The organism is Streptomyces sp. NBC_00005 (genome assembly GCF_045160215.1).
GTDB lineage: Bacteria > Actinomycetota > Actinomycetes > Streptomycetales > Streptomycetaceae > Streptomyces.
This window is the reverse complement of sequence record NZ_CP108316.1, coordinates 3,776,600-3,795,405: the sequence shown is the minus strand read 5'-3', so window position 1 is coordinate 3,795,405 and position 18,806 is coordinate 3,776,600. Positions and strand designations below refer to the sequence as shown.

At 70.0% G+C, this 18,806-nt stretch carries 15 protein-coding genes; 7 read left to right on the top strand and 8 right to left on the bottom strand.

Features of this window, described 5'->3' with window-relative positions; all coding sequences use genetic code 11:
• Positions 1-19: 19 nt before the first annotated feature.
• Positions 20-760 carry an XRE family transcriptional regulator gene (locus tag OG303_RS17290; protein WP_405869282.1) on the bottom strand — a complete coding sequence of 247 codons (741 nt, stop codon included), beginning with the start codon at positions 758-760 and terminating at the stop codon, positions 20-22.
• 177 nt (positions 761-937) lie between these two features.
• Here OG303_RS17290 and OG303_RS17285 point away from each other — a divergent pair, with 177 nt between their 5' ends.
• Positions 938-1,396 carry a PPOX class F420-dependent oxidoreductase gene (locus tag OG303_RS17285; RefSeq protein WP_405869281.1) on the top strand — a complete coding sequence of 153 codons (459 nt, stop codon included), beginning with the start codon at positions 938-940 and terminating at the stop codon, positions 1,394-1,396.
• A 104-nt stretch (positions 1,397-1,500) separates the two neighbouring features.
• Here OG303_RS17285 and OG303_RS17280 read toward each other — a convergent pair whose 3' ends face one another.
• From OG303_RS17280 to OG303_RS17260, 5 genes are all read right to left on the bottom strand, one after another.
• Positions 1,501-2,340 carry a carbohydrate ABC transporter permease gene (locus OG303_RS17280; protein ID WP_405869280.1) on the bottom strand — a complete coding sequence of 280 codons (840 nt, stop codon included), beginning with the start codon at positions 2,338-2,340 and terminating at the stop codon, positions 1,501-1,503.
• A 7-nt stretch (positions 2,341-2,347) separates the two neighbouring features.
• Positions 2,348-3,304, bottom strand: a complete 957-nt coding sequence (locus OG303_RS17275) for a carbohydrate ABC transporter permease (RefSeq protein ID WP_405869279.1) — start codon at positions 3,302-3,304, stop codon at positions 2,348-2,350.
• 16 nt (positions 3,305-3,320) lie between these two features.
• On the bottom strand, positions 3,321-4,715 hold the full coding sequence (locus OG303_RS17270; RefSeq protein ID WP_405869278.1) for an extracellular solute-binding protein: 1,395 nt from the start codon (positions 4,713-4,715) through the stop codon (positions 3,321-3,323).
• Between the two features lie 136 nt (positions 4,716-4,851).
• Positions 4,852-5,544 carry a response regulator gene (locus OG303_RS17265; RefSeq protein WP_405869277.1) on the bottom strand — a complete coding sequence of 231 codons (693 nt, stop codon included), beginning with the start codon at positions 5,542-5,544 and terminating at the stop codon, positions 4,852-4,854.
• Positions 5,541-7,190, bottom strand: coding sequence for an ATP-binding protein (locus tag OG303_RS17260; protein WP_405869276.1), 1,650 nt, complete (start codon positions 7,188-7,190; stop codon positions 5,541-5,543). Before OG303_RS17260 ends, OG303_RS17265 begins: the two co-directional genes overlap by 4 nt.
• A 190-nt stretch (positions 7,191-7,380) precedes the next feature.
• Between OG303_RS17260 and OG303_RS17255 the strand changes: the two genes are divergently transcribed.
• From OG303_RS17255 to OG303_RS17230, 6 genes are all read left to right on the top strand, one after another.
• Positions 7,381-8,742, top strand: coding sequence for a cation:dicarboxylate symporter family transporter (locus OG303_RS17255; RefSeq protein ID WP_405877318.1), 1,362 nt, complete (start codon positions 7,381-7,383; stop codon positions 8,740-8,742).
• A gap of 218 nt (positions 8,743-8,960) precedes the next feature.
• Positions 8,961-9,749, top strand: coding sequence for a DUF2127 domain-containing protein (locus OG303_RS17250; RefSeq protein ID WP_405869275.1), 789 nt, complete (start codon positions 8,961-8,963; stop codon positions 9,747-9,749).
• Between the two features lie 72 nt (positions 9,750-9,821).
• A complete protein-coding gene (locus tag OG303_RS17245) occupies positions 9,822-11,435 on the top strand; it encodes an AAA family ATPase (RefSeq protein ID WP_405869274.1) in 1,614 nt (537 codons plus the stop codon).
• A 49-nt stretch (positions 11,436-11,484) separates the two neighbouring features.
• Positions 11,485-11,913: a MerR family transcriptional regulator gene (locus OG303_RS17240; RefSeq protein WP_405869273.1), complete on the top strand. Its 429-nt coding sequence runs from the start codon at positions 11,485-11,487 to the stop codon at positions 11,911-11,913.
• Positions 11,910-12,242: a thioredoxin family protein gene (locus OG303_RS17235; RefSeq protein WP_405869272.1), complete on the top strand. Its 333-nt coding sequence runs from the start codon at positions 11,910-11,912 to the stop codon at positions 12,240-12,242. Before OG303_RS17240 ends, OG303_RS17235 begins: the two co-directional genes overlap by 4 nt.
• 176 nt (positions 12,243-12,418) lie before the next feature.
• Positions 12,419-14,641 (top strand): HelD family protein, encoded by a 2,223-nt coding sequence (locus OG303_RS17230; RefSeq protein ID WP_405869271.1) that lies wholly within the window; start codon positions 12,419-12,421, stop codon positions 14,639-14,641.
• A gap of 118 nt (positions 14,642-14,759) precedes the next feature.
• On the opposite strand, the gene glgB is transcribed toward OG303_RS17230, so the two are convergent.
• The gene (glgB, locus tag OG303_RS17225; RefSeq protein WP_405869270.1) at positions 14,760-17,312 is read right to left on the bottom strand and encodes a 1,4-alpha-glucan branching enzyme; all 2,553 of its coding nucleotides are present in this window, start codon (positions 17,310-17,312) and stop codon (positions 14,760-14,762) included.
• Positions 17,313-17,335: 23 nt separating this feature from the next.
• Entirely contained in the window at positions 17,336-18,724 is a 1,389-nt protein-coding gene (locus tag OG303_RS17220) for a maltokinase N-terminal cap-like domain-containing protein (protein ID WP_405869269.1), read from the bottom strand.
• Between the last annotated feature and the right edge of the window lie 82 nt (positions 18,725-18,806).

Below are 18,806 nucleotides of genomic sequence, written 5' to 3'. Positions count from 1 at the left end.
TGAACGCGGGGTCGGCCTCCTAGTCGGTGTTGTCCTGGACCGCGGCCCAGAAGTGGTCGACGATCCGGTTCAGGAAGTCCCGGCCGGCTTCGCTCGAGTCGCTCGCCGCGTTTGTGGCGCCCCAGTTGAGCGAGGCGACCATCTGCCCCTGGTAGTCCTGGTGCAGCGCCTGGAGGCTGTCCTCCAGGAGGCGCCGGTCCAGGGGTACCACCTTGCCCACCGGGCGGACGTACGCCTGCCAGCGGGTGGTCGCGGCACTGCGGAGCAGATCGGCGAGCTTCGCCTCGCGTCCCGTGACGGTGACGAAGTCCGGGAGCGAGAGGTCGAGCAGCTCGGCGAGGGTGGCGGACTGGCGGTCGTTGCCGCGCCAGCTGTTGTGCTCCTCCATGTGCATGTACGCCAGGAACTCCAGGCCGACCATGCGCGCGATGTCCTCCGGGGCGAGACCGCGGGCGATGCGGTGCTCCCGCAAGGTGCGCGGCTTCCCGATGAGTTCACCGGGGGAGCACCACAACACGCCTGCGAGGGCGCTGAGTTCGGGGTTGCTGGGGCTGGCAAGACCGCGTTCCCAGGCGACGACGAGGTCCGGAGTGACGTAGGGGAGTCCGTAGGAGGCGCGCAGACCGTAGGCGACGTGTTCGGGGCCCATGTTGAGCGCGGCGCGCAGACGGCGGGCTGCGGTCGCGTTGAAGGGCGGGGCGGCGGGGGAGGGACGGTTGGGGTGATTCGGGCGGTTTGGGTGGGGAGAAGGCTGGTGCACGGGCACAAGCTAGGGGCGCCCGGGTGCGATGACTACGGTCTGTTCGGCCAGGAACACGGATTGTAGGAACGTACGGTTTCAGCATGCCGAAGGGCTGGCTGAAGATCGTCTGTCGGCGGGCGGGCGGGGGTCGCGAGGATGGCGCCGGGCCGCCCGGGCGGGCGGCAGAAGAGGAGCGTGATCTTCGTGCAAGAGGCGAATGGCAAGGTAGAGGGGCATATTCGCGAGCGGCTGCTGGCGCCGAACTTCTGGCATCTCGCGACGGTGGGTCCGGACGGAGCGCCGCAGGTCTCGCCCATGTGGGCGGATCTCGAAGGCGAGTACGTCATGGTCAACACGTCGATCGGCCGCGTGAAGGAGCAGAATCTGCGGCGCAATCCGAACGTTTCCCTGTCGCACCACGACCCCGAGAACCCGTACGACCGGGCGGAGATCCGGGGGCGGGTCGTGCGGTTCGTGGAGGGGGAGGAGGCGGAGCGGGCGATGGACCGGCTGACGCGGAAGTACATCGGGCAGGAGCGGTATCCGTGGCTGCTGGCGGGGGAGCGGCGGGTGATGCTGCTGATCGAGCCGGTGCGGGTGCGCAGGGTCGTGGGCGTGGAGCCGTTCCGGGCGGGCGTGCTGCCGGAGGCGTGACCTCCGGCCGGGGTCTCACCGCGGGTGGGGATTGCACCCCGGCCGATGGCCTCACCGCGGCTGGTGGCTTCACCCGGCCCGCGGCTTCACCCCGGCCGGTGGCCTCACCCCTTGACCGCCCCGCCCAGGGCGAACCCCCCGCCCAGCCGCCGGGCGATCAGCACGTACAGCAGGATCACCGGCGTCGAGTAGACGATCGAGAACGCCGCCAGCTGCCCGTACGCCACCATGCCCCGGTTCCCGAAGAACTCGTTGATGCTGACGGAGGCCGGCATCTGGTCGGGCGTCAGGAGCAGCATGAACGGGACGAAGAAGTTCCCCCACATCATCACGAACGAGAACACCGTCACCACCGCCACCCCCGGACCCATCAGCGGCAGCACGATCCGTACCAGTGACTGCATCGACGACGCCCCGTCCGTCCAGGCCGCCTCCTCCAGTTCCTTCGGTACGCCGTCCATGAAGTTCTTCATCAGCCAGATGGCGAAGGGGAGTTGGGACGCGGCGAAGAAGAGGATCGTGCCCTGCATGGTGTCGATCAGGTCCACCTGAACGAACAGCGCGTACACCGGCACCATGATCGCCGTGATCGGCAGGCTCGTCGCGAAGAGGACGGTGAGCAGGAACGGGCGGTTCAGGCGGGAGCGGAAGCGGGACAGCGGGTACGCCGCCAGGGCCGCGCACACCACCGTCAGCAGCGTCCCGCCCCCGCACAGGATCAGGCTGTTCAGCAGCGGCGTGAAGGTGATGTCCGAGGTCAGGATCGCGTCGAAGTTGGACCAGGTGACGCCGTCGGGGGCCTTCACCCGTAGGTCCGCGTGGGGGTCCACCGACGACAGGAGCACCCACGCCAGCGGCAGCGCGAAGGTGACGGCCACCGCCAACAGGCCCACGTCGGCGGCCAGTCGGCGGCTTCTGCGGCGGGAGGCGAGTGTCAGGGCCATGGGTCCGTCAGACCTCCGTCCGCAGCAGGCGCAGATAGACGAGGGAGAAGAGCGAGCCGACCAGGAGCAGCAGCAGGGCGACCGCGGTGGCGTAGCCGATCATGCTGTTCTGGAAGGCCTGTTCGTACATGTAGAGGGGCAGGGTCTGGCTCTTGTCGCCCGGGCCGCCCCTCGTCATCACCCAGATCAGACCGAAGACGGACAGGGTCTGGAGGGTGTTGAGCATCAGGTTCGTGCCGATGGAGCGGCGGATCATCGGCAGGGTGATGTGCCACATACGGCGCCAGCCGCCCGCGCCGTCGACCTCGGCGGCCTCCGTGATCTCCTTCGGGATCTCGTTCAGCGCCGCCGAGTAGACCAGCATCGAGAAGGCCGTGCCGCGCCACACGTTCGCGAAGGACACCGCCAGGATCGGAAGCGTGAACAGCCAGTTCTGGGACGGGAGATGGAGCCGGTCCAGGACGGCGTTCAGGGTGCCTTCGCGGCGGAAGAAGGCGTAGAGGAGGAAACCGGCGACGACCTCCGGCAGGACCCAGGCGGTGATGACGACGCCGCCGGTGAGCGTGCGCACCGGTTTCGACGCGCGCTGCATCAGGGCCGCCAGGGCCAGCCCCAGGGTGTTCTGGCCGAGGAGGGACGAGACGACCGTGAACACCAGGGTCAGCCATACGGCGTTGAGGAACTCCTCGTCGCCGAAGGCCTTGCGGAAGTTGGCGAGGCCGACGAAGGAGGAGTGGGCCTGGCCGGTGAGCTGGAGGTCGGTGAAGGCGATGTACGCGCAGTAGGCGATCGGGCCCGCGAGGAAGAGGAGCAGAAGGACCACTGCGGGGGAGACGGGCAGGACCCGGATCAGCTTGCGGGACAGAGGAGTTCGCGGTGGGTGCGAGGGCCCGGGGGCGGGCGGGCCCGGAGGTGCCTTGACGGTCTCCGGGCCCGCCCCCGCGTGCGGGGTGGCGGCGGTCATCGGTGGTCGCCGCCTTTCACTTCCGGACCACCTGGTTGTTCGTGGCTTCCTTGAGTGCGTCGTCGTAGCCGCTCGCCGCCTTGTCGACGGACGTGTCGCCCGTCGTCACGCCCTCCATCGCCTCCTGGATCGCGGTGGAGACCTTCGGATACGCCGGGTAGGCGGGCCGGTAGTGGGTGCTCGCGACCAGGTCGGTGAAGAACTTGATGCCGGGCTGGGCGGCGGCGTACGAGGGGTCGTCCGCCACGTCCTTGCGGACCGCGATGCCGGAGTTGGCGATGTACCACTTCTGGGCGTTCGCCTTCGTCTGCATCGTCTTGACGAAGTCGAAGGCGAGGTCGGGGTTGCCCGCCTTGGCGGGGATCGCCCAGGTCCAGCCGCCGGACATGCTCACCTTGCCGGGCGCCTGGCCGTGCTGGGTCGGCATGTACGCGAGGCCCAACTCACTCGACCACTGCGGCCATTCGTGCCCGCTGCCCTTCAGCCAGTCCTGCGGCAGCCAGGAGCCGTCGAGGTCGATGCCCAGCTTGCCCTTGGGGAGCATCTCGCCGCGGACGATGGTCTGGATGTTGGGGTCGAGGGCGGTGGCGACGTCGGTGCCGAGCTTCTCCTTGTAGACCGTGTCGACGAAGGCCAGGGAGTCCTTGAAGCCCTGGCTGCCGGCGATCCACTTCTTCGACGACGCGTCGTAGAGGGGATCCGTGGTGCCGTCGCCGGTGCCGTACAGGAGCATCTCGAAGCCCTGCATGGCGGCGGCCTCACCCGCGGGTTTGCCGGTGTAGACGTTGATCGGGGTGACTCCCGGGACCTTCTTCTTGATGGTGCGGGCCGCGCTGAGGACTTCGTCCCAGGTCTTCGGCTGCCAGTCGGCCGGGAGCCCGGCCTTCTTGAAGATGCCCTTGTCGAACCAGAGGCCCCGGGTGTCGGTGCCGTCCGGGACGCCGTACGTCTTGCCGTCCTCGGCCTTGGCCGCGGACTTCGCCGTGCCGATGAACTGCTTCCAGTCCGGCCACTTGGCGAGGTAGGGGTCGAGCGGCTTCAAGTACCCGCTGGTGATGTCCGAGTTGATGAGGAACGTGTCCTCGTAGACCAGGTCGGGGGCGGTCTTGGGGGAACGCAGCATCTGCTGGAGCTTGGTGTAGTACTCCGAGTCCGGGGCCTTGATCGGGACGAGTTCGACCTTCTTGCCGGGGTACTTCTTCTCGAACTGCTTCTTGATGCTCGCGAGGAACTCGTCCATCACCTTGACGGAGTTGTCGGTGGACTGCTTGTAGGAGACCTTGACGGTGTCCGGGTCGCTGCCGGAGCCACTGCCGCACGCCGTGAGGGCGGTTGCGGCGAGGGAGAGGGCAACGAGTGCGGTGAGCATGGTGGTTGAGTGGGGGCGGGCGGCGGTGGGGCGCACGGGCACGACCTCCTACGGGCCTACGTCGTTGTTGGCCGAGATGGTTGCCCGGTGAAGGTAGGAGGAGTGGTCTAGTCAGGTCAATGAGTGTGCGGAGACCTGACGCCAAAGAGTGTCCGGCGACCCGATGCCCTCGATCCCGCTAGCCCCGCTCGCGCCGAACCCAGCGGTACTGCAACTCCGGTCGCCCCACCGTCCCGTACTGGGGGCTCCGCGCCGCCCGGCCCGCGTCGACCAGGTGCTCCAGATAGCGGCGGGCGGTGATCCTTGAAATGCCCACCGCCTCCGCCAGTCCCGCGGCCGTCAGCCCCTCCGTGGAGTCCCGCAGCGCCACCGTCACCCGCTCCAGCGTCGGCGCGCTCAGCCCTTTGGGAAGCGCCGCGGGCCCCGGCGCCCGCAGCGTCGCCAACGCCCGGTCCACCTCGTCCTGCCCGCTCGCCTCACCCACCGACGCGTGGAACTCCGCGTACCGCACCAGCCGGTCCCGCAGGGTCGCGAAGGTGAACGGCTTCAGGACGTACTGCACCACTCCCAGCGAGACCCCCTCCCGCACCACGGTCAGGTCACGCGCCGACGTCACCGCGATCACGTCCGCCTGATGCCCGGCCGCCCGCAGCGACCGCGCGAACTGCAGACCGTGCACGTCGGGCAGATGCAGGTCGAGCAACAGCAGGTCCACGGGCGTACGGTCCAGCAGGCGCCGTGCCTCCGCGCCCGTGTGCGCCTTGCCCACGGCCACGAAGCCCGGCACCCGGCCGACGTACATGACGTGCGCGTCGGCGGCCACCGGGTCGTCCTCCACGACCAGGACGCGGATGGGCTGCTCGGTCGTCATGCGTCACCTCTCACCACGGCACGCCCGGCCACGTCGGCCGGACCCACCGCCGTACCCAGGGGCAGCCGCGCCTCGAACACCGCGCCGCCCTGCTGACCCTCCGCCACCGTCAACGTCCCCTCCTGCCGGGTGACCGCCTGCCGTACCAGCGCAAGGCCCAGACCGCGCCCGCCGGGACCGGCCGGCTTCGTCGAGAATCCCCGCTGGAACACCAGCTCGGCATGGGCGGGATCCACCCCCGCGCCGGTGTCCGCGACCCGCATCACCAGCTCGGTCCCTTCCGCGTACGCCGTCACCGTCACCCGGGCGCCGATGCTGCCCTGGGCCGCGTCCACCGCGTTGTCGATCAGGTTGCCGAGGATCGTCACCAGGTCGCGGGCCGGCAGGCTCGGCGGGAGCAGACCGTCGTCGAGGCGACTGTCCTCCGACACCACCAGCTCCACACCCCGCTCGTTGGCCTGGGCCGTCTTGCCGAGCAGCAGGGCCGCCAGCACCGGTTCGCTCACCGCCGCCACCACCTGGTCGGTCAGCGCCTGCGCCAGTTCCAACTCGGCCGTCGCGAAGTCCACGGCCTCCTCGGCCCGGCCGAGCTCGATCAGGGACACCACGGTGTGCAGCCGGTTCGCCGCCTCGTGGGCCTGCGAGCGCAGGGCCTGCGTGAAGCCGCGCTCGGAGTCCAACTCGCCCATCAGGGACTGGAGTTCCGTCACGTCCCGCAAGGTGACCACCGTTCCCCGGCGCTCACCCCCCGACACCGGCGACGTGTTCACCACCAGCACCCGGGCCGCCGCCAGATGCACCTCGTCCACTCGCGGCTCCGAAGCCAGCAGCGCACCCGTCAGCGGCGCGGGCAGTCCGAGGTCCGCGACCGAACTGCCCACCACGTCCTCCTCGGACGGAATACCCAGCAACTCCCGGCCCCCGTCGTTGATCAGCGCCACACGGTACTGCCCGTCCAGCATCAGCAGCCCTTCGCGTACGGCGTGCAGGGCGGCCTCGTGGTAGTCGTGCATGTGACTGAGCTCGGCCGCGTTCATGCCGTGGGTGTGGCGGCGCAGGCGGGCGTTGACGACGTACGTGCCGATGGCGCCGAGGCCTAGCGCGCCGGCCGCGACGCCGAGCAGGGCCGTCACCTGGTCCTGCACCCGCTGGCTGATCGCCTCCACCTTGATGCCGGCGCTCACCAGGCCGATGACCCGCTTGCCGTCCCACACCGGCGTGACGGCGCGCCAGGACTCGCCGAGCGTGCCGGTGTACGTCTCGGTGAAGGTGCGGCCGTGCTGGGCGGGGCCGATATGTCCGAGGAAAGGCTTGCCGATCTGCTTCTTGTCCGGGTGGGTCCAGCGGATGCCCTCGGGGTTCATGATCGTGATGAAGTCGACCCCGGTGTGCTTCTGGACCTGCAGCGTGTACGACTCCAGCCGGGCCGTCGGATCCGCCGTGCCGATCGCCTCCCGCACGGAGGGGGAGTCCGCGACGGAGCGGGCCACCGCCGTGGCCTGGCGCCGCGCGGCGTCCTCGGCCTGCCGCTGGTCGCTGACGTACGTGAACAGTGCGTATCCGGCCACGACCACCGCTATCAGCACGGCCTGCATGGCGAAGAGCTGGCCGGCCAGGCTGCGGACTCGCGGGACGGGGATGTGCATGTCGTCAGTGTGCCTCTCACGTTAAGTGTGAACTAAATGAACGGAAGGGTGACCGCCCTCACAGGGCGAGGGATAGTCACGGCATTCCCCATAACCCGGACGTGAGCCGCAGTCCGGATTCCGCCGGTCGTGAGCCGCACGCCGGATGATGCCGACGACGTCGTCAAGGAGGGCAGCCGTGGCCAGCACAATGGCACCTGCCGCACCCGCCAAGCGGGACCGCACGCACTATCTCTACCTCGCTGTGATCATCGCGGTGGCTCTCGGCATCGCCGTCGGGTTCGCCGCGCCGGACTTCGCCGTGGAGCTCAAGCCGATCGGCGCGGGCTTCGTGAACCTGATCAAGATGATGATCTCGCCGATCATCTTCTGCACGATCGTGCTCGGTGTCGGTTCCGTACGGAAGGCCGCCAAGGTCGGCAAGGTCGGCGGGCTCGCCCTTGGCTACTTCATCGCCATGTCCTTCGTGGCGCTGGCCATCGGCCTGGTCGTCGGCAACATCATCCACCCGGGCAGCGGGATGCATCTGACCGAGGCCGTGAAGGGCGTCGGGCACGAGCAGGCGAAGGCCGCCGCCGAAGGGCCCGTCGACTTCCTGCTCGGGATCATTCCCGGCACGTTCGTCTCCGCCTTCACCGAGGGCGTGGTGCTGCAGACCCTCCTGGTGGCGCTGCTCGTCGGGTTCGCGCTGCAGGCCATGGGACGCTCCGGTGAGCCGATCCTGCGCGGGGTCGAGCACATCCAGAAGCTGGTCTTCCGCGTCCTCGGCATGATCATGTGGGCGGCGCCCGTCGGTGCCTTCGGTGCGATGGCCGCCGTGATCGGCGAGACCGGCATGGATGCGCTCAAGGCGCTGGGCGCGATCATGGCCGGCTTCTACATCACCTGTTTCCTGTTCATCGTCATCGTGCTCGGCACCCTGACGAAGCTCGTGGCCAAGGTGAACCTCTTCTACCTGCTGAAGTACCTCGGCCGGGAGTTCCTGCTGATCGTCTCCACCTCGTCGTCCGAGTCCGCGCTGCCGCGGCTCATCGCGAAGATGGAGCACCTGGGGGTCGGCCGCCCGGTCGTCGGTATCACCGTGCCGACCGGCTACTCCTTCAACCTCGACGGCACGATGATCTACCTGACCATGGCCTCGCTGTTCATCGCCGACGCGATGGACCAGCCGATGGGCATCGGCCAGCAGATCGGCCTGCTGCTGTTCATGATGGTCGCCTCGAAGGGTGCCGCCGGTGTCTCCGGCTCCGGTATCGCGGTCCTTGCCAGCGGTCTGCAGTCGCACAAGCCGGCCCTGGTCGACGGCGTCGGCCTGATCATCGGCATCGACCGCTTCATGAGCGAGGCCCGCGCCGTCACCAACTTCGCCGGCAACGCCGTCGCCACCCTGCTCATCGGCACCTGGACCGGCGAGGTCGACAAGGACCGCGTGAACCGCGTCCTCGCCGGCGAGCTGCCCTTCGACGAGAAGACGCTGCTGGACGAGGCCGAGCACGACGTCCCGGCGGACGTGCCCGAGCAGGGCGGCGAGAAGGAGCTCGCCAAGGCCTGAGCCCTGGAGACTTCCGGGCGATCGAACAACTCCCCCGTCGATCGGTCGCCCGGTCGAGAACGCCGAGCGGTCGAGTCCCTCCCCCGTGGACCCGGCCGCTCGGTTTCGTCGTGTCAGGGCTCACCGATCCTCACCGATCTCTTACCGTCGTCCACTAGCGTGCGGCGCCGGTCCGGTACACGCGGCTACATGCGGCACGTTCGTTGGAGGCACGGGGGATGAAGATCGACTGGGACCGGCGGACGTGTGCGCGCAAGGGGCACATCACCTACGCGCCGGACGAACTCCGCCTGCGGTCACGGCTGCAGGCCGAGACCGCTCTCGGAGAGGTCTGGCGCTGTCTGCGCTGCGGCGACTTCGTGCTCGGCGAGCCGCACGGATCGGGGCCGGCGGACCGGGCGCCCCTCGTGCCGCGCGGCAAGGTCCTGCGCGACCTGTTCATCCTGCGCTTCCTGGCGGTCGAGCGGGCCGTGCGCGGCGTGTTCATCGTGCTGGTCGCGGCGGCCGTGTGGAAGTTCAGCAACAGCCAGGACTCGGTCCGCAAGCTCTTCGACGAGTATCTCGACGTCTTCCGGCCGGTCTTCAACCACTTCCACTACGACCTCGACCACTCACCGGTCGTCGGCACCATCCAGAAGACCTTCGGCTACGAGCACTCCACGCTGCTGCTGGTGGCCGGCCTGCTCCTCGCGTACGCGCTCATCGAGCTCGTCGAGGCGGTCGGCCTCTGGTACGCCAAGCGCTGGGCGGAGTACCTGACGGTGGTCGCCACCGCCGCGTTCCTCCCCCTGGAGATCTACGAACTCACTGAGCACGTCAGCTGGTTGAAGATCGGCACGCTGGTCCTCAACATCCTCGCCGTCCTCTACATCGCCCTCGCCAAGCGCCTGTTCGGGCTGCGCGGCGGCCGCAGGGCCTTCGAGGAGGAGCGGGAGAGCGCGTCGCTGCTGGAGGTCGAGGAGTCGGCCGGAGTCCCCGTCGAGGCCCACGGATCCGCCGTTCTGTAGGCGTGCCGTAGACCGTTTGGCGCCACTTGCCCCAAATCCTTTGACCCGTCGGTCGGTTGGGGACCAGGCTGGATGGCCTCGCAGACGGTCGAACGCACGGAGGCGGACATGGGGGACCCCGACGGGGTGGAGATCCTCAGCAACGAGCAGTACGAGGCGAAGTACGGCGCCGCGCGCGACCCCTCGCCCCTGTCGCTCGAGCGGGTCAACGAGCTGTTCTACGAGTTCCTGACGGCCGTCGCCCGCCCCGGGCGCGGTGACGCCGACGGCAGCCGCGACCTCGCCAAGCGGCTGCGCGAGCACCTGGGTTCGGCGCCGACGGACCGCCCGGTGGTCAAGACCGCGTACGCGCCGTTCGACCTGCCCAACGTCCATCTCGCCCTGGAGCGCTGGTTCGCCGCGGACGGCCGTTCCCACGAGCTGATCGGCATGCGCGGCGCCCAGCACCACGGCGAGCTCACCCTCGGCGACATCATCGAGGCCGCCGACCGCTACGACCGTTTCGTGGTCGGCGCGGTCGACTACGCCCATCTGCCGATCTCGCCCGACGACGAACTGGCCTGCGTCTCCTGCGGGTTCTACCTCGGCGCGGAGGGCGACGAACGCTTCGCCGTACTGCTGCGCGGCCCGCAGGACGAGTACGGACGCAACAAGGTCGAGGTCGAAGTCCTCGCCGACCGGAAGGAGTTCGCGGACCGCCTGCTCGCCGAGCTCGACGCCCTCGTGCGCGAGCACAACATCTTCCGCGGTCAGGTGCTCTCCTTCGAGGGCTCGGAGTTCGGACACGGCCTCGGCCCGTTCCGCTTCCACCGCCGCCCCGGCCTGACCCGCGAGGACATCGTGCTGCCGGAGGGGCTCCTGGAGCGGGTGGAACGGCAGGTCGTGGGGGTCGCGCGCCGCCGCGAACAGCTGCGCGCCGCGGGCCAGCACCTGCGCCGGGGACTCCTTCTCTACGGTCCTCCCGGCACCGGCAAGACCCACACGATCCGCTATCTCCTCTCCCACCTCCCGCAGTTCACGGTCGTGATCCTGTCCGGCGAGAGCATCGACGCCATCGGCCCGGCCTGCGCCCTGGCCCGCATGCTCCAGCCCGCGCTGGTCGTGCTGGAGGACTGCGACCTGATCGCCGAGGCCCGCGACTACGGCAACGGCGAACAGCCCCTGCTTTTCCAGGTCCTCAACGAGATGGACGGCCTCGGCGACGACGCCGACGTCGCGTTCCTCCTCACCACCAACCGGGCCGACCTCCTGGAACCGGCCCTCGTCCAGCGCCCGGGTCGCGTCGACCTCGCCGTGGAGATCCCCCTCCCGGACGCGGAGGGCCGCGCCGCCCTGCTCGCGCTCTACGGTGCGGGACTCGGCCTCGACCAGGACATCGCCGAGGAGGTGGTGGCCCGGACGGAGGGCACGACGGCCTCCTTCACCAAGGAGCTCGTACGACGGTCGGTCCTGATCGGTGCGGAACGCGAGGCGCCGCGCACCGAACCGGCCGACGTCCGCGAGGCCCTCGACGAACTCCTCTCCGACCGCGACCGGCTCACGCGCCGGCTGCTGGGCGTGCGGGACGGGAGCGAGGACGAGGAGTGGTTCTCTCAGGAGGACGAGGACGACGACGCGGAGATGCACGGAGGACCGCCCTCGGGGGAGTGGCTGCTGGGCCCGCGCCCCGGCCCGTCGCCCCGCTGACGAATCCGCCCTTGCCCTGACGTTGGCGTCAAGGATTACGTTCGTAGGCATGCGAATCGGCGAGCTGGCCGCACGGGCCGGGACCACGACGCGGACGCTCAGGTACTACGAGTCGCGCGGGCTGCTGCCCGCGCGACGCTCCGGGAACGGCTACCGCACCTACGACGAGGGCGATCTCGAGCTGCTCCGGCAGATCCGGACACTGCAGGACTTCGGGTTCGACCTGGAGGAGACGCGGCCGTTCGTGGAGTGTCTGCGCGCCGGGCACCCGGAGGGCGACTCCTGCCCGGCCTCGCTCGCGGTCTACCGCCGCAAGCTGGACGAGCTCGACGCGCTGATCGGCGAGCTGCGGACGGTGCGGGCGACGGTCGGGGCGCAGCTGGCGAAGGCGGAGCGGGCGCGGGACGGGCTGGCCGCCGAGGCGGATGTTCCGGGCGGTCCGGAACCGGTGTGCGAACTGGGAGGGATCTTCAAGTGATCAAGGCGACGGGAGTGGCCGAGGTGACGGATGCGGACTTCGAGACGGAAGTGCTCGGCAGCGACCTTCCGGTACTCGTGGAATTCACCGCCGACTGGTGCCCGCCCTGCCGGCAGATGGGCCCGGTGCTCAGCGCCCTCGCCGACGAGGAGGGCGAGCGGTTCAGGGTGGTCCAGCTGGACGTGGACACCAACCCGGAGACGACGAACGCGTACAAGGTCCTGTCGATGCCGACCTTCATGGTGTTCCGTGGCGGTGAGCCGATCAGGGCGATGGTGGGGGCCCGGCCCAAGCGGCGGCTTCTGGAGGAAATCGCCGACGTGCTCTGACCTCGCCGGATATGAAGAAATCCCCCGAGCAATTGTGCTCGGGGGATTTCTTTGGGTATATTGAGTGGTTCGCGACTTCAATAGGGCTGAGTCGCGAAGAGATTCACTGAAGGCATCATATCCGGGCGGGAGCGGAATTGTCAAACACCGGCTTTCCACACAGTGAAGACGCTGAATTGCAGCACGAACAGGAATTCATCGACGGGCTGTACGCGCGCGTGGACGCCCTGCGTGGGGACACCGAGGCCGGCGTCACGGACGCGCTCGCGCAGGGCAACACACCCATGCAGGCCCGGCTGGAACGCGACATCCTCGTCGCCGAGCGCTCCGGGCTGCTCACCGCGCTCAACGCCGTCGACGGCTCGCTCTGCTTCGGCCGGATCGACCTCACCTCCGGCACGAGCCACCACATCGGCCGCATCGGGCTGCGTACGGACGACGTCGAGCGCACGCCGATCCTGATCGACTGGCGTGCCGAGGTCGCCCGCCCCTTCTACCTGGCCACCGGTCACACCCCGATGGGCCTGCGCCGCCGCCGGCACCTCACCACCGAGGGCCGTCGGGTCACCGACCTGCACGACGAGATCCTCGACCTCGGGGACCAGGAGAGGACCGGCCACGAGGACCCCACCGGCGACGCCGTGTTGCTGGCCGCGCTCGACTCCGCGCGCACCGGCCGCATGAGCGACATCGTGCAGACCATCCAGGCCGAGCAGGACGAGATCATCCGGGCGCCCTACCGCGGGGTGATGGTGGTCGAGGGCGGTCCGGGCACGGGCAAGACGGCCGTCGCCCTGCACCGGGCGGCATACCTCCTCTACGAACACCGGGAGTTGCTCGCCAAGCGGGCCGTCCTCATCGTCGGCCCCAACCCCGCCTTCCTCGGCTACATCGGCGAGGTGCTGCCCTCGCTCGGCGAGACGGGTGTGCTGCTCGCGACGGTCGGGGAGCTGTTCCCCGGGGTGCGGGCGACGGCGAGCGACACCCGTGCGGCGGCCGCGGTCAAGGGCCGCGCCGACATGGCGGACGTGCTCGTCGAGGTCGTCCGCGACTGGCAGGCGCTGCCCGACCCGGTGATCGCGATCGAGCACGACCGCGAGATCCTGATGCTCGACGACGGCCTGGTGAAGATGGCCCGCGACCGTACCCGCGAGGCGGAGCTACCGCACAATGTGGCCCGCGAGCACTTCGAGGGCCACATCCTCAACACGCTCACCGACATGGTCGCCGAACGCATCGGCACGGACCCGTTCGACGGTACGAACCTGCTGGACCCGAGCGACATCACGCAGATCCGCGACGATCTTGCCGAGAACCCCGAAGTCTGGGCCGCCATCGACCAGTTGTGGCCGCGCCTGACCCCGCAGCGCCTGGTCGCCGACTTCCTCGCCGACCCGGTGGGTTACGTCCCCGACGAGGACGCGGCCGCCATCCGCCGCCCGGTGACGCGGGCGTGGACCGTGGCGGACGTACCGCTGCTGGACGAGGCGGCCGAACTGCTCGGCGAGGACGACCGGTTGAGGCGGGCGCGGGCGGAGCGCGAGCGGGAGACCCAGGTCGCCTATGCGCAGGGGGTGCTGGACGTGTCGTACGCCTCGCGCACCTACGAGTTCGAGGACATCGACGAGGAGGACGCGGAGGTCCTGTCCGCGCACGACATCATCGACGCCGAGCGGTTCGCCGAGCGGCACGAGGAGGACGACCACCGCAGTGCCGCCCAGCGCGCGGCGGCCGACCGGACCTGGGCGTTCGGGCACATCATCGTCGACGAGGCGCAGGAGCTGTCGCCGATGGCGTGGCGGCTGCTCATGCGGCGCAGCCCGACCCGCTCGATGACCCTGGTCGGCGATCCGGCGCAGACCGCGGAGGCCGGGGGAGTCGGTTCGTGGGCGGGGATCCTGCAGCCGTACGTCGAGGACCGCTGGGAGCACACCCGGCTCGGCGTCAACTACCGGACCCCGGCGGAGATCATGGACGTGGCGGCCGCGGTGGTGCGGGCCGAGCGGCCGGACTTCGAACCGCCGAGTTCCGTGCGGTCGACCGGCGTGCGGCCGTGGGTGCGGGCGAGTGACGATCTGCCGGGGGCGGTGGCCAAGGCCGTCGAGGAGCTGACGCCCGAGGAGGGGCGGCTCGCGGTGATCGCTCCGCGTCATCTGCACCGGCGGCTGGCCGCTGTGCTGGACGGGGTGACGGCGGGGGGTGAGCCCGATCTGACGCAGACCGTCGTGCTGCTCGATCCGCGTCAGTCGAAGGGGCTGGAGTTCGACTCGGTGCTGGTGGTGGAGCCGGGGCTGTACGGGACGAGCGATCTGTATGTCGCGCTGACTCGGGCCACGCAGCGGTTGGGGGTGGTGCACAGTCGGGCGCTGCCGAAGACGCTGGCCGCTGCGCTCGAATGATGGCCGGCGCCCGCCCCCCGTCCTGGGGGCTCCGCCCCCAGACCCCCGCTTCGGCCTGAACGGCCTCGTCCTCAAACGCCGGACGGGCTGAAATGCCCGACCGGCGTTCGAAGAGGGGTTACGCCGGGCGCAGCCACACCGTCGACAGTGGTGGCAGCGTCAGGCGGATGCTCGCCGGGCGGCCGTGCCAGCCCTGGGGTTCCGGCTTGATGACGTCCGGGTTCGTGACGTCACCGCCGCCGTACTTCGCGATGTCGGTGTTCAGGGTCTCGTGCCAGGCCGGCACGTCGTCGGGAACGCCGAGCCGGTAGTCGTGGCGGGCGACGGGCGAGAGGTTGGAGACCGACAGGAGCGGGACGCCGTCGGCGTCCAGCCTCACGAACGCGAAGACGTTGTCCTCGGCCGCGTCGCCGACGATCCACTGGAACCCGGCAGGGTCGATGTCCCGCTGCCACAGGGCGGGGGTGTGGCGGTAGACGGTGTTGAGGTCGCGGACCAGGTCCCTGACCCCGCGGTGATCGGGCTCGGCTCCGTAGGCCGGATCGAGGAGCCACCAGTCCGGGCCGTGGGCCTCCGACCACTCCGCGCCCTGCGCGAACTCCTGGCCCATGAAGAGGAGTTGTTTGCCGGGGTGGGCCCACATGAAGCCCAGGTAGGCGCGCAGGTTGGCGCGCTGCTGCCACCAGTCGCCCGGCATCTTGGAGACCAGGGAGCGCTTGCCGTGCACCACCTCGTCGTGCGAGATGGGCAGGACGTAGTTCTCGCTGTACGCGTACACCATCGAGAACGTCATCTCGTTGTGGTGGTACTTGCGGTGCACCGGCTCGTGGCTCATGTAGTCCAGCGAGTCGTGCATCCAGCCCATGTTCCATTTCAGACCGAAGCCGAGCCCGCCGAAGCCGCCCGGGCCCCGGTGGTGCGTGGCCCGTGTGACGCCGTCCCAGGCCGTCGACTCCTCCGCGATCGTCACCACACCCGGCACCTGCCGGTACACCGTCGCGTTCATCTCCTGCAGGAACGCCACCGCGTCCAGGTTCTCCCGGCCACCGTGCTCGTTCGGCACCCACTGGCCCGGCTCGCGCGAGTAGTCGAGGTAGAGCATCGAGGCGACCGCGTCCACGCGCAGGCCGTCGATGTGGAACTCCCTGCACCAGTAAACGGCGTTCGCCACAAGGAAGTTGCGCACCTCGCGGCGGCCGTAGTCGAACTCCAGCGTGCCCCAGTCGGGGTGCGCGGAGCGCAGCGGGTCCTCGTGCTCGTACAGGGGGCGGCCGTCGAACTCCGCCAGCGCCCAGTCGTCGCGCGGGAAGTGCGCGGGCACCCAGTCCATCAGGACGCCGATGCCCGCCTGGTGCAGCGCGTCCACCAGGTACTTGAAGTCGTCGGGGGTGCCGAGGCGGGCCGTGGGGGCGTAGAACCCGGTGACCTGGTAGCCCCACGAGCCGCCGAAGGGATGTTCCGCGACGGGCATCAGTTCGACGTGGGTGAAGCCGAGGTCCTTCACGTACGCGGGGAGCTGGTCGGCGAGTTGACGGTACGTCAGGCCGGGCCGCCAGGACGGGAGATGGACCTCGTAGACGGAGAAGGGTGCCTCGTGGGCGGGGGTGTCCCCGCGCTGTTCGAGCCACTGCGCGTCGTGCCACTCGTGGTGCGAGGCGGTGATGACGGACGACGTGTTCGGCGGCGTCTCCGTGCGGCGGGCCAGCGGGTCGGCGCGCAGCGTCTTCGAACCGTCGGGCCGGGTGATCTCGAACTTGTACAGCTCGCCCTCGCCGATCCCCGGCACGAACAGCTCCCACACACCGGAGGAGCCGAGCGAGCGCATCGGATGGCCGGTGCCGTCCCAGAAGTTGAAGGTGCCGGCCACGTGCACGCCGCGTGCGTTCGGCGCCCACACGGAGAAGCGGGTGCCGGGCACGTCCTGGTGCGTCATCGGGTGCGCGCCGAGCACCGTCCACAGTTCCTCGTGCCGGCCCTCGCCGATCAGGTGCAGGTCGAGATCGCCCAGCGTGGGCAGGAAGCGGTACGCGTCCTCGGCCTCCTGGACCGTCCCCTCGTACGCCACCAGGAGCCGGTACGCCGGGGGGACCTCGGACAGGGGCAGCAGGCCGGAGTAGAAACCGTCCCCGTCGTCGTGCAGCTCCGCCCGCAGGTCGCCGGCGACGAGGGTCACGGACAGCGCGTACGGCCTGAAGACCCGGAAGGCGACCCCGCCGGGCACCGCGTGGGCGCCCAGCACGGTGTGCGGGTCGTGGTGGGCACCGGCGAGCAGCCGTTCGCGGTCGCCGGCGTCCAGGGCGGGCGAGACGACGGCCTCCGGCGACGCAGCCGGGTTCGACGCGGTGACCTTCCTGGCGACGGCGCTCGTCTTCTTGGCGCTTGCCTTCTTGGTGGTGCTCTTCTTCGCGGCGGACTCGGTCCCGATGGACTTGGTCTCGATGGACTTGGTCTCGGCGGACTTGGCCGCGCCGGTCTTCTTCGTGCCTGCCTTCTTCGCGCCGGCTTTCTGGGTGGTCGCCTTCTTGCTGGTCGCCTTCGCGGTGACTGCTTTTTCGGCGGTGGGCTTCGCCGCCGCCTTCTTCACCGGCTTCTCGGGCTCGGTCGCCTTCTCCGCGGCCTTCGCGGCCTTCTTCTTCGGATCCGAACCGCTGGGCGTGGGGCGGGGGGTCACGGGCGGCGCCTCCTCGGCAAAGGTCAGGTCAGGTCGGACAGGGCGTAACGCTCGATCGCCGCCATCGGTACGGGGAGCCAGTCGGGGCGGTGGCGGGCCTCGTAGACGACTTCGTAGATCGCCTTGTCCGTCTCGTAGGCGCGCAGCAGTACCGGGTCGGTGCGCGGATCGCTGCCGCTGACCTCCGCATACCCGGAACAGTAAGCGGCCCGGCACGCCTCGGCCCAGCCCTGTGCATGCGGTCCCGCCGAGTGGGCCGCGTAGTCGAAGGACCGGAGCATCCCCGCGATGTCCCGCAGCGGCGGCTGCGGCATCCGCCGCTCGGCCAGCGGCTTGGACGGTTCGCCCTCGAAGTCGATCAGCCACCACTGACCGGCCGGCGAGCGCAGGCACTGCCCGAGGTGCAGGTCGCCGTGGATGCGCTGCGCGGTCCAGGTACGGCCCTCAGCGGCCAGATCGGCCAGCGCCGAGAACGCGGAGTGCAGCGCGGGCGCGTACGGCCGCAGCGCGGGCACCGCCTGCGCGGCCACGTCGAGGCGCTCGATCATGCCGTCGGCCAGCAGTTGCAGCTGGGTGTGGCCGAGCGTCACCGTCGGCAGCGCGCGGGCCAGCGCGGTGTGCACCTCGGCGGTGGCGCGGCCGAGCGCCCGCGCCTCGGCGACGAAGTCCTCGCCCTTGGCCAGCTCGCGCAGCGCCAGCTCCCAGCCGTCCGCCGCGCCCTGCAGGAACGGCTGGAGGACGGCGAGCACATACGACTCCCCGGCCAGCTCCGCCGTGAGCCACGCCGTCGGCGCGGGCACCCGGGGACAGCCCTCGTGGGCGAGCGCCAGCGGAAGTTCCAGGTCGGGGTTGACGCCGGGCACGATCCGGCGCAACAGCTTCAGGATGAACGTATCTCCGTAGACGACCGACGAGTTCGACTGCTCGGCGGTCACCATGCGCGGCACCAGACCGGGCCGGATCTCCTGGGCGGTCTCCCGCTCGAAGCGCAGCCCGCCGATGCGGGCCTGGGTGCGCATCGCCTCCAGGAGCACCTCGGCGGGCCGGGGGTCGTGCAGGGCCTCGTACACCGTGCGTCCGGCGAGCGGGCCCTCTTCCACGTGTCCGATCAGCGCGGGCGCCAGCCGGGGCGGCAGCGCCTCGCGCGCGCCTATCAACAGCTGGTAGCAGTCGCCCGGACGGGGCTCGGCGCCGAGCGCGATCGGCTGGTGGACGCGCACCAGCAGGTGGTACAGAGCCAGCCTGCCGTCGGCCGGCAGCAGCTCGGTGGCCGCGACCAGCGTGAACCCGGTGACCGGACGTCCCTTGCCCGCGAACCAGCGCTGCCGGGGCAGCCATTCCCGCAGAAGTGGATCGAGGGACGCCAGCAGGCCAGGACTTGTCGTGCCGGAAAGTGTGACAGATTCCGCCATGGCGTCACATTCCTTTCCCCGGGTGGTCGGGGTGTTACTGATGCGTGCCCCGGGTGGGACAGGGGAAACCGCCCCACCCCGG